7 protein-coding genes are annotated in these 12212 nt (G+C 61.6%); 5 read left to right on the top strand and 2 right to left on the bottom strand.

Annotation, left to right across the window (positions count from 1 at the left end; all coding sequences use genetic code 11):
• Positions 1 to 124: 124 nt before the first annotated feature.
• The 3 genes from ygfK to xdh are packed head-to-tail and all read left to right on the top strand — an operon-like array spanning position 125 to position 6405.
• On the top strand, positions 125 to 3124 hold the full coding sequence (ygfK, locus tag ACKUUJ_RS04095; protein ID WP_409064739.1) for a putative selenate reductase subunit YgfK: 3000 nt from the start codon (positions 125 to 127) through the stop codon (positions 3122 to 3124).
• 11 nt (positions 3125 to 3135) lie between these two features.
• On the top strand, positions 3136 to 3615 hold the full coding sequence (locus tag ACKUUJ_RS04100; protein WP_195503603.1) for a 4Fe-4S binding protein: 480 nt from the start codon (positions 3136 to 3138) through the stop codon (positions 3613 to 3615).
• 12 nt (positions 3616 to 3627) lie between these two features.
• Positions 3628 to 6405, top strand: coding sequence for a selenium-dependent xanthine dehydrogenase (gene xdh, locus ACKUUJ_RS04105; RefSeq protein ID WP_409064740.1), 2778 nt, complete (start codon positions 3628 to 3630; stop codon positions 6403 to 6405).
• A gap of 660 nt (positions 6406 to 7065) precedes the next feature.
• On the opposite strand, the gene ACKUUJ_RS04110 is transcribed toward xdh, so the two are convergent.
• Entirely contained in the window at positions 7066 to 8064 is a 999-nt protein-coding gene (locus ACKUUJ_RS04110; RefSeq protein WP_409064741.1) for a hypothetical protein, read from the bottom strand.
• A gap of 655 nt (positions 8065 to 8719) precedes the next feature.
• Between ACKUUJ_RS04110 and ACKUUJ_RS04115 the strand changes: the two genes are divergently transcribed.
• Complete coding sequence (locus ACKUUJ_RS04115; RefSeq protein WP_409064742.1) at positions 8720 to 10099, top strand: ATP-binding protein; 1380 nt, start codon at positions 8720 to 8722, stop codon at positions 10097 to 10099.
• A gap of 1018 nt (positions 10100 to 11117) precedes the next feature.
• A complete protein-coding gene (locus ACKUUJ_RS04120; protein WP_409064743.1) occupies positions 11118 to 11852 on the top strand; it encodes an exonuclease domain-containing protein in 735 nt (244 codons plus the stop codon).
• Positions 11853 to 12010: 158 nt separating this feature from the next.
• On the opposite strand, the gene ACKUUJ_RS04125 is transcribed toward ACKUUJ_RS04120, so the two are convergent.
• The coding region (locus ACKUUJ_RS04125) for a hypothetical protein (protein WP_409064744.1) at positions 12011 to 12212 on the bottom strand (202 nt) is incomplete at its 5' end.

Raw genomic sequence — 12212 nt, forward strand, 5'->3', positions numbered from 1 at the left:
GATGTTTCGCCGCATCCGACGCGCGTATAGGCGACCTCCGCGGGGTCGCCGGCGCTGTGCTAGCGCTACACCGTATTTGCGCCCGCCGCGCGGTCTCGCCGGGCGTTACAGAGAGGAGCTCATTATGAGCGACATCATGAGGCCGATCCCGTTTTCGCAGCTGATGAACTGGATCATCGAGGAGCACAAGACTCAGGGCGCCGTCTTTGGCGTGCGCAAGATGGTCACGACCAACCAGGAGGGCGCGCTTCCCATTTTTGACGAGCGCATCGAGACTCCGTTTGGCCCGGCCGCCGGCCCCAACACGCAGCTTGCCCAGAACATCGTGGCATCCTACGTGGCCGGTTCCCGCTTCTTTGAGCTTAAGACCGTTCAGGTTATGGACGGCGAGGAGCTCTCCAAGTGTGTGAACAAGCCCTGCATTGTGGCGCAGGACGAGTGCTACAACTGCGAGTGGTCGACCGAGCTCGAGGTTCCGCAGGCTTTTGCCGAGTACGTGAAGGCATGGTTCGCCTGCCACCTCATCGCTCGCGAGTACGGCCTGGGCAGCCCGGACGGCTTTGTCTTTAACATGTCCGTGGGCTATGACCTGGAGGGCATCAAGAGCCCCAAGGTCGATGCCTACATCGAGGGCATGAAGGATGCCAGCGGCTCCGACGTCTGGAACGAGTGCCGCGCATGGGCGCTTGCCAACCTGGACAAGTTTGAGCATGTCGACGCCGCGTTTGTCGAGTCCATCCCGGCACGCGTCTCCAACTCCATCACCGAGTCCACCCTGCACGGCTGCCCGCCGGCGGAGATCGAGCGCATCGCGACCTACCTCATCACCGAGAAGGGCCTCAATACCTACATCAAGTGCAACCCCACGCTGCTGGGCTATGAGTTTGCACGTCAGCGCCTCAACGAGCTGGGCTTTGACTACATCGTCTTCGATGACACGCACTTCCGCGAGGACCTGCAGTGGGCCGACGCCGTGCCCATGTTCGAGCGCCTGATTGCCCTGTGCGCCGAGCGCGGCCTGGAGTTTGGCGTCAAGCTGACCAACACGTTCCCCGTCGACGTGACGAGGAACGAGCTGCCCTCCACCGAGATGTACATGTCCGGCCGTTCACTGTTCTCGCTGACCATCGAGGCCGCCCGCCGCATTACCGAGCAGTTCGATGGCAAGCTGCGCATCAGCTACTCCGGCGGTGCCACGGTCTACAACATCCGTGCCCTGTACGATGCCGGCATTTGGCCCGTTACCCTGGCGACCGACGTGCTCAAGCCCGGTGGCTACGAGCGCTTTAGCCAGATGGCCGGCGAGTTTACCGATCTGGACGGCAAGCCGTTTGAGGGCGTCTCTCTCGAGGCCGTGACTGCGATCCAGACCGACTCGCTCACCAACCCGCTCTACAAGAAGCCGCTGCGCCCGCTGCCCGACCGCAAGGTCGCCGGCAAGAGTCCGCTTTCCGACTGCTTTACCACGCCGTGCCGCACGAGCTGCCCCATCCAGCAGGATATTCCCGCCTATCTGGCGGCTGTTGACGAGGGCCGCTACGAGGACGCGTTCAACATTATCATCGAGCGCAACGCCCTGCCGTTCATTACCGGCACCATCTGCCCGCATCCCTGCGGCCGTGCCTGCGAGCGTGCATTCTACGAGCCCGAGGGCGCCCAGATTCGCGCCAGCAAGCTCAAGGCCGCCCGCGAGGCCATGACCGCCGTGCTGCCCAAGCTGCGCGCCCAGGCCATCGCCAACGACGGCGAGCGCAACGTTGCCGTTATCGGCGGCGGCCCGGCCGGCCTGGCGACGGCGTTTTTCCTGACGCGCGCCGGCGTGCCCGTCACCATCTTTGAGGCTCGCGATTCGCTCGGCGGCGTGGTCCGTCACGTGATTCCCGAGTTCCGCATTGCGAGCGACGATATCTCCCACGATGCCGAGCTCTGCCTGGCCTTTGGTGCCAAGGTGCAGCTTAACGCTCGCGTGGATTCCATTGACGAGCTCAAGGCCCAGGGCTTTACCGACGTGGTCGTGGCCACCGGTGCCTGGATGCCCGGCTCTGCGGGCCTGGGCGAGGGTGCCGAGCTCGATGTACTGGAGTTCCTCGAGGCCGCCAAGAAGGGCGAGAAGCTCGAGCTGGGCGAGGACGTCGTGGTCATCGGCGCCGGCAACACCGCCATGGACGCCGCCCGCGTGGCCAAGCGCCTGGCTGGCGTAAAGAACGTGCGTCTGGTGTATCGTCGCACTAAGAAGCAGATGCCCGCCGACGAGGAAGAGCTCGATCTTGCTCTTGCCGACGGCGTTGAGTTCTGCGAGCTGCTGGCGCCCAAGGCACTCAACGGCGCCGTGCTGACCTGCGACGTTATGGAGCTTGGCGAGCCGGATGCAAGCGGCCGTCGCAGCCCTGCCGCCACGGGCGAGACCGTCGAGCTTCCCGCCACCACGGTGATCTGCGCCGTGGGCGAGGGCATCGATGCCAGTCTGTACGATGCCGCGGGCGTCGAGCACGACCGTCGCGGCCGCCTTGCCGCCACCTCCACCGGCGTTGAGGGCGTCTGGGCCGCGGGCGACTGCCGCCGCGGTCCTGCCACCGTGGTTGAGGCTATTGCCGACGCCGCCGAGGTCGCCCGTGCCATCGCCGGCGTGGACTTTAACAAGTACGCCGATTGCAACGAGCAGGCTGGCCGCGAGGACACCTGCTACGAGCGCAAGGGGTCGCTGTGCTGCGACAAGCGCAACTGCACCAAGACCCGCTGCCTGGGCTGCGGCTCGGTGTGCGAGGTCTGCTGCGACGTGTGCCCCAACCGCGCCAACGTGGCCATTAAGGTGCCGGGCCTGGCCAAGCATCAGGTCGTCCATGTCGATGGCATGTGCAACGAGTGCGGCAACTGCGCCGTGTTCTGCCCCTACCAGGAGGGCCGTCCCTACAAGGACAAGCTCACCCTGTTCTGGAGCGAGGAGGACATGGAGAACTCCGAGAACGAGGGCTTCCTGGCCGTGGACGAGGACCACTTTAAAGTCCGCGTCGCCGGCACGGTCCGCACCGTCTCGGTCGATGCCGTCAACACCGGTCTTCCCGAGGCCGTCCGCCTGACCATCAAGGCTGTGCGTGACAACTATTCGTACCTTCTTAAGAAATAGGCGAGTCTCTTATGGCCAAATCCATTCAACATCACGTGGCCTACGTTGCCTGCGGAAGTGGTTGCGCCTCCGCAGGCGGCGACGCCCGCTGCAGCGAAGGCTGCATTGGCTGTGGCGCCTGCGTTACGGCCTGCCCTCACGGCGCCATTGCTCTGGTCGATGGCGTCGCCCGCGTGGATCGTTCTAAGTGCACGGGTTGTGGCCTGTGCGGCATGGCGTGCCCGCAGCGCGTGATTGCCTTCGTCCCCGGCTACCAGAACATTCTGGTGCGCTGCAACAACACCGATAAGGGCGCCATCGCCCGCAAGATCTGCGACACGAGCTGCATCGGTTGCGGCATGTGCGCCAAAAAGTGCCCTGCCGGTGCTATCCGCATCGAGGACAACTGCGCCCACATCGACGGTGCGGACTGCCTGTCGTGCGGCATGTGCGCCGTCGTCTGTCCGCATGGCGCCATCCACGACCGCACCGGCATCGCCGCCGGCGTGTAGAAGGGAATCACCATGGCACAGGAATTCACTTTTACCGTTAACGGCGTCGAGCGCACGACGACCCAAAATAAACCGCTGCTGCGCTACCTGCGCGACGATCTGCACATTCACTCCGCCAAGGACGGCTGCTCCGAGGGCGCGTGCGGTACCTGCACCATCCACGTGGACGGCGCGGCCGTCAAAGCCTGCGTACTGACCACCGCGCTTGCCGCCGGCCGCAACATCGTGACCGTCGAGGGCCTGCCCGAGGACGTGCGCGAGGCCTTTGTGTACGCCTTTGGCGCCGTGGGCGCCGTGCAGTGCGGCTTTTGCATCCCCGGCATGGTCATGGCGGGCGCAGCGCTCATCGCCGAGGACCCCGAGCCCACCGAGGAGCAGATCAAGTACGCCATCCGCGGCAACGTCTGCCGCTGCACCGGCTACAAAAAGATTATCGAGGGCATCGCACTCGCCGCAGCGGTGCTCCGCGGCGAAAAGCAGATCGACGAGGACCTGGAGCGCGGCGACGACTACGGCGTGGGCAAGCGCGCCTTCCGTATCGACGTACGCAAGAAGGTGCTCGGCGAGGGCAAGTATCCCGACGATATCGACGAGCTCGACCAGCCGGGCCTGACCTACGCCAGCGCCGTGCGCTCCAAGTATCCGCGCGCCCGCGTGCTCTCCATCGACACCTCCAAGGCCGAGGCCCTGCCCGGTGTGGTGGGTATCCTGCGCGCCGAGGACGTGCCGGTCAACCAGGTCGGCCACCTTATCCAGGACTGGGACGTCATGATCGCCCAGGGCGATATCACCCGCTGCGTGGGCGATGCCATCGTGCTGGTGGTTGCCGAGGACGAGGCGACGCTCGAGAAGGCCAAGAAGCTCGTAAAGATCGATTACGAGCCGCTGGAGCCTGTGCGTAACATTGTCGAAGCCAGGGCTGCCGACGCCCCGCGCCTGCACGACAGCTTCTTTGCCTTTGGCAACACGGTGGAGCTCAAGGATAACGTGTGCCAGAGCCGTCACGTGACGCGCGGCGACGCCGCCAAGGCACTGGCGGAGAGCGCGTTCACCGTGACGCAGCGCTTTACCACGCCCTTTACCGAGCATGCCTTCTTGGAGCCCGAGTGCGCCGTTGCCTTCCCGTACAAGAACGGCGTCAAGGTGCAGTCGACCGATCAGGGCGCCTACGATACGCGCAAAGAGTGTGCCCACATGTTTGGCTGGGATAACGAACCCGAGCGCGTGGTCGTCGAGACCATGCTCGTGGGCGGCGGCTTTGGCGGCAAGGAGGACGTGTCCATCCAGCACCTGGCCGCGCTCGCTGCCTATAAGTTCCAGCGTCCTGTGAAGTGCAAGCTCACTCGTGCCGAGTCGCTTGCATTCCATCCCAAGCGCCACGCCATGGACGGTACCTTTACACTGGGTTGCGACGCCGAGGGCAACTTTACCGGTCTGGATTGCGAGATCAACTTTGACACCGGCGCCTACGCGTCGCTGTGCGGCCCGGTGCTCGAGCGCGCCTGTACGCATGCCGTCGGCCCCTACAAGTACCAGAATACCGACATTCGCGGCTTTGGCTACTACACCAACAACCCGCCCGCCGGTGCGTACCGAGGCTTTGGCGTTTGCCAGTCCGAATTTGCGCTCGAGAGCCTGATCGACCTGCTGGCCGAGAAGGTCGGCCTGGATCCGTGGGAGATTCGCTACCGTAACGCCATCGAGCCGGGTGAGGTTCTGCCCAACGGCCAGATTGCCGACTGCTCCACGGCGCTGAAGGAGACGCTGCTCGAGGTCAAGGATGCCTACTACGCGCATCCCGGCCACGCCGGCATTGCCTGCGCCATGAAGAACGCCGGCGTGGGCGTGGGCCTGCCCGATGCCGGCCGCTGCAAGATTCGCATCGAGGATGGCCGCGCCGTGGTCTACGCCGCCACGTCCGACATCGGCCAGGGCTGTAACACCGTCTTTTTGCAAGACGTTGCCGAGGCCTGCGGTCTGCCGCTGAGCTGCATTGCCAATGGCGAGTGCTCCACCGAGAACGCTCCCGACTCCGGCACTACGTCTGGCTCGCGTCAGACGGTCGTGACCGGCGAGGCCGTGCGCGGCGCCGCCTTCCTGCTGCGCGATGCCATGCTTGACATCGAGGCCGGCAAGCCTGCGCCCGCCGCTCCCGTGAGCGCGCATGGCGACGGCGTCAAGATCGAGTACGACGACGGTCGCGCCTATCAGCTGCGCACGCAGGAGCTCGTCGCCGGCCAGGGTATGCATCCTCAGGATCCCGCGGCAGCCATCAAGGCGCTCGAGGGATGCGAGTTTGGCTACGTGTATCTGGAGCCGACCGACAAGCTGGGTGCCGACGTTCCCAACCCCAAGAGCCACATCTGCTACGGCTTTGCCACGCATGTGGTCATTTTGGATGATGACGGCCGCGTGAGCGAGGTCTATGCCGCGCACGATTCCGGCAAGGTGGTCAACCCCATCTCCATTCAGGGTCAGATCGAAGGCGGCGTGCTTATGGGTATGGGCTATGCGCTTACCGAGGACTGGCCGCTCAAGGACTGCGTACCCCAGGCCAGGTACGGCACGCTCGGGCTGTTCCGTGCGCCCGAGATCCCGGATATCCATGCCATCTACGTGGAGAAGGACGAGCTGCTGCCCGTGGCATATGGCGGCAAGGGCATCGGCGAGATCGCCACGATCCCCACGGCGCCCGCCGTACAGAACGCCTATCGCGCATTCGACGGCAAGCTGCGTCCGGATCTGCCCATGGTGGATACGCCATACAGCCGCGCCCGTCACCGCGGGTAGGGTAGGGCGCAGACGACATTGCTGACGGGCTGTTCGCGCTCAGCATCAACTACATATGCTGTGCCTTTGGCCCCAGCTCCATCGCGAGCCGGGGCCTTTTGTTTGGAGCGGAAACTACGTCCCGGAATTGGCGCTCAGAATGGGATGCACTTTCCGGTAGAGCCTCTGGCGGAAAGCGTGCCCCGGAATTCGGCTCCAGAGTGGGGTGCGCTTTCCGGTTGGAGCTTCAAATGGAAAGTGCATCCCGGAATCCGCGCCTGGAATGGGATGCGCTTTCCGGAACAGCCCTCAACCGGAAGCTGCGTCCCAGTATTTCGCTTCAGGGTGGGATGCCGTTTCCGGCTGAACCCTCAGGCGGAAAGTTCATCCCAGAATTGACGCTCAGAGTGGGACACGGTTTCCGGATAGAACCTCAGCGGAAACTGCGTCCCAGTTTGAGCGTCTATTCCGGGATGCAGTTTCCGCTGAAGGACTCAACCGGAAAGCCTGTCCCATTCTGAGACGGGATTCCGGGGCACGCTTTCCGCTAGGCCCGCCATCCGGAAAGTGCATCCCGTTTTGAGCGTCCAGACTGGGACGCGCTTTCCGTTGGCGTGGCCGTTGGGAAAACGCGGCCCAGATAGGGGGGATGCGATCCGGCGATGCGCGGCCTAGCAGCTCCTACAGCTCCACTTCGTTGAGCCACGCCGGCAGCGCGGTCTGCCGGATGCCTGCCGTCTGCAGCTTTTTGGCGAGCATTCCTGCCGAGCGGACCTCGTTTATGGTAAAGCGCAGCAGAGGGTGACCGTAGAGCGATAGGTGCGCCTCGCGCTGTCGTTCGGCAACGAGCGCCTCGGCGGTGGTGCGCCCGGCTAGCATGGCCTGGTCGGTATATTTGACGAGCCCGTCGAGCTCGCCCAGCGTGAGTTCCCGCGCCTGGCGCTCCCAAGCAAAGTCCGTTCGTATGGGCTTGGCCGAATCGAAGGGGTCCGTAAGCTCGTATTGAAGCCAGTCGGGCGCAAAACCGGTCTCGATCATGACGGCGCGGGCGACCGATTCCCCACCGCTCTCGGCGCGGACGTCGGCATATCGAAGCGTTGTGAGGGCCGTACGAATCGCGCGACCATTGCGGGCGGTCGTTCGTTGCTCGACGGCCTCCATCAGCTGTTCCCGCGCAAGGCCGAACTTTGAGATCGCCGAATCGGCAATGGGCATGCCGTCGGCAAAACCAGTTTGCAGCAGGCAATCTGTGGCCGTTTGGATGGGCGGCGTTACCGATATGCCGGCTCTGTGTATTGCTCCGGCCGGCTCAATCTGGTGCCGCTGAATATGCGCGCCCGGGCGAGCCGACGGCTTTGTGGCGCTGCAGGCATGCACGACATTCAGGTGTCGCCACGAGACCTCGAGCCCCAGCAGGCAGGCAGCCGAAAACGCGCAGAACGTCCAATCGGGGTGGATGATCGCAAGGGCGCGAATAATCTCGCAATGACGCTGCGCCCGGTTGAGCTCATCCCAGCGTATTTTGCGCGCGAACAATCCCGGCATGGGGGAGACGACCGTGCTGCCGGTGCGCCGAAGGAGCGCTTTTCGGATCGCCGCGCTCGGGGGAATCAGACAGCGCCCCTCTTGTTCGGCTTGGTTCAACAGCTGGTCGATGAGTTGGTCATTGCAATGGGTCATGAGCTACCGCCTCCTTTTGGGTAGCAAAAACGTATCAGCCGGAACTTGCCGCTCAGCTGACCAAAAGCTGACCAAAATCTAACCATGCAGGTAGATGGCCTGGTTTTGACGCCATTTTTTGAAGCCGAATCGGCGGGCGGTAATCGACATCCGTGAACGGTAGCTAGTTATGAAGCCTTGGTAAGTTTCGGGACGTGTACTTTTTCGAAAAAGAGCAATCTATCTGCTGTTTTGTGTTTCTGGATCGCATATTTGAAGGCATGTGATAAAGGCGGCGGATCGTCGACTGGTATCTGCGGAAACTGTGACCCAGATTTCGGCCCCAGGGTGGGATGCCGTTTCCGGATCGGGCCTCAAACGGAAATTGCATCCCGGAACGAGCGCTCAGAGCGGGATGAACTTTCCCAACGGGGCCGCAGGCGGAAATTGCGTCCCGGATTCAAGCCTCAGAACGGGACGCACTTTCCGGATGGCATGTTTGGCGGAAACTACGGCCCAGTTTTTGGCTCCAGAACGGGATACATTTTCCGGAACGGTCCACGTGCGGTGGTGTATCGACCCTTTTGCGTGCGCCGCTTGTCGAATTACGTTATAGCTAGCTATATTATAGGAAGGTATAATATAGCTAGCTATAACGTAAGGGAAGAATGGCCCTATGTTTATCGGAAGAACAGCGGAAATGTCCGAGCTCAATCGACTGTATGGCACGGGCTCCTTTGAGATGCCTGTGATTTACGGCCGCCGTCGTGTGGGTAAAACGCGCCTTATCACAGAGTTCATCCAAGGCAAGAAGGCTATTTACTTTCAAGCTCGTCGTACCAATGCGGAGGCAAACCTGCACGGCTTTAGCCAGGCGATACTCGCGGGTTCGGTTGGTGCTGCAGGCGTGTCGTTTTGTAGTTTTGACGAGGCGTTCGATGCATTGGCCACCATGGCTCGCACGGAACGTTTGATTGTCGTGATTGACGAGTATCCCTATCTCGCCCAATCGAATCCCGAGATCAGCTCGTTGCTGCAAGACAAGATTGATCACCTGTACAAAGAGACCAGGCTCATGCTGATTCTATGCGGCTCGTCTCTTTCGTTTATGGAGGAACAGGTGTTGGGCTACGAGAGCCCGCTATACGGTAGGCGTACGGCCCAGTTTAAGATCATGCCGCTCGATTTTATGACGACCCTCGGCCTGTGGCAGAGCATGAGTCGCGAAGACGCTGCAGTTTGCTATGGCATGACGGGCGGCATTCCTGCATATATCGAGAAAGTCGATCCTGCTGCACCGCTCAAGGACAACATCAAACGTCTTTTTCTTACTCCTACGGGCTATCTCTTTGAGGAGCCGAGTAACCTGCTATTGCAAGAGTGCCGCAATCCCGAGCAATATGATGCGATCGTGCAAGCAATTGCTCAGGGGCGCTCGAAGATCTCGGAGATTGCGAGCTCTACGGGAATCCCTGCGAGCAACGTAAAGAGCTATGTGGATAAGCTGGCGTCGCTTGGGATTGTCGAGCGCGAGCTGCCCCTAAACGAGACGAGCAATAAGCGAGCCGTGTATCTGCTGAGCGACCAGATGTTTAGGTTCTGGTACAAGTTTGTTCCGCAGAACATCGGGCTGATTCAAAACGATATGGCCGAGATGGCGTATAAGCGCATTGAGCCGCACGTATCGGATTACATGGGCACGGTCTTTGAGCTTATATGCAGACAATACGTGTACGAACTCGCGCGAGCGGGCCAGCTCGATGTGGTTCCGGCGAGCGTCGGGCGCTGGTGGGGGACGGATAATCGCACGCATACGCAGGAAGAAATCGACTTGATTGTTGACGACGGCGAGGGCACTGCACTGTTTGCGGAATGCAAATGGCGCAATGAACCGGTGGACGAAGACGTGCTGCAAAAGCTCGTGTACCGAAGCGAGCTCTTTAGGCGGCAGCATAAAAGCTACGTGATCTTCTCGAAGCGTGGCTTTACGCAAGGATGTCAGGAAGCTGCGGCGAGCAGGGGAGATACCAAGCTGATTTCGTTTGCCGAGATGTGAGTGCGGGGTAGCTCTGCTCGAGAACAAGAGCCTGTCCTCGAATTGCTGGAATGGGGCCCTTCTTTTGTCGTGTTGGCTGCCGGCGGAATGTCGGCGGAAAGCGTGTCCCGGATTATAGCTCCAGAGTGGGATGGCCTTTCCGGATCGGCCCCTCGCGGAAAATGCATTCCGGAATGAGCGCTCAGACTGGGACGCATTTTCCGGATCGGCCTTCAAGCGGAAGCTGCGTCCCAGATTCTGGCTCCAGAGTGGGATGCCGTTTCCGGTTGAGGTCTCTGGCGGAAGCTGTATCCCGGAATCGAGCTTCAGAGTGGGACGTGCTTTCCCGTCAGGAGCTCAAGTGGAAACTACGTCCCGGATTCAAGCCTCGGAATGGGACGCGCTTTCCGGATGGGCTTCAAGCGGAAACTGTGTCCCAGAATCGACATGGCTTCAAGTGGAAAGCGCGTCTTAGAATGCCGCGCCGGCGTTTTTGGCGGTTGTGGTTGGAAAGGGAAGCATTGCCTACACACGCGACGACGGCGTGGCGGTGATCCCCATGGCGGCACTTGGGGCGTAGTGTTTTTGCGGGCGTGCCGTGCTTCCTTTACCGAAAATCCATTTGGTAAACCAGATGCTCGCGGATAGAATAAAGTTGACGGCGGCCCAAGTTCTGGAGAGCTGGGCAGCGCCGTTGCTTGGTCAAGAGGTCAGTGCCTTAATGGCAGCGACTTGTTATGCTTCGAATGCTGCTTGAGTGCCTCGGAAAGTTCGATAAGCGCCGTGAAGAGCGAGACCAAAGCAACCAAGAGCTCTGTGAGCTCTGATGGGCCCGGGATGACCGCTGATTCAAGTCACCGGGCCTCAATCTTTTTTATCCATTTGAATAGAGTGGGCGGCGCCCTTGGGGTCGACCGTATGGCGTGTGCCTGGCGCGCGTGGCATTGCGTCCCGCCTTCATGTCCGCACGGGCGCCTATCCTTACGGCAATGTAGCCGCCTATGTAGCAAGCGGCAGTTGACGGAGAAAGGCCCTAACCGTGTCAGCTGAAAAGACGCCGGGTATCTCGGCTATCGATACGACGAACTTTGCGCGCCAGATTGTGCTGGACTTTGAGTTTGCGCCGGTGCCAAAGCAGCGCCAGCGCCGTGGGCTGCGCAACGAGATTATCGAGGTCGGCGCCGTCAAGCTCGATTACCACGGCAACGTTATGGGCGAGTTCTCGCAGTTTGTGCAGACGGAATTTACCGAAGGCGTTGCGTTTCCCGTCCGCGAGCTTACGGGGATATCGGCTGTGGATACCGCGATGGCCGATCCGCTCTATGTGGTGATCAAAAGGCTCAGCGATTGGATTGGTCGCTACTCCGCCCAGATAGTTTGCTGGAGCGGGACGGATCGTCGACAGCTTTTGACCGAGTGTCAGGCAAAGCACATCGACCTTTCCGCATTTCCTACGGACTGGGCCGACCTGCAGGCGTTTTACACCTCGATCATGGACGTGGGCAGCCACGGGCGCGTCTCTTTGAGCGATGCGGCAACGTGGTTCGGCATCGAGTTTGACGAGTCGACGGGGCACGCCCACAGTGCCCTGGCCGATGCGCGCGTGACCGCCAAGTTGCTCAAGCAGGTGATGGACGGGGACTATCGAGTGAGCCCGCGCGCCCAGGAGATCCGCCAACGGTGGGGGATGGGCGAGCGAGCTCAGACGCGCCTTTCCAGCAAGTGCCCCGAGCTGAGCGACCTGCTGCTGAGGCTGAAGGCGGAGGGGGGGTAGGCCTTTTGAGAACGCCATTCGGTTTGGCATGGCGGGGCTGTAAGCGCGACTTCGCCCTGCTGTTTGAATCGAAGCGTCAACCAGTATGACGGGCTGTCTGATCTGTCTGCCTACGCCATCGCGATCCCGCGCGCCGCACTCAGTAGCTCATACTCCCTTTAGTTCCACTGATGCAGCTCAGCGGCATCGACGGCATCGCGACACAGGTCCAGGAACACCTCGGCTCCCTCGCAGAAGCACTCACGGGCAAAGGTGCCAGATCCGTCCGCAACGCACGCGCCGTCAGACACTATGACCCAATCCAGGGGCACGGAAACGACAGGAGCCCCCGCTCGTGACCGCGGGTCGGGGCTGCGACAA

The organism is Collinsella sp. wc0583 (genome assembly GCF_046116915.1).
In the GTDB taxonomy this organism is placed as follows: domain Bacteria; phylum Actinomycetota; class Coriobacteriia; order Coriobacteriales; family Coriobacteriaceae; genus Collinsella.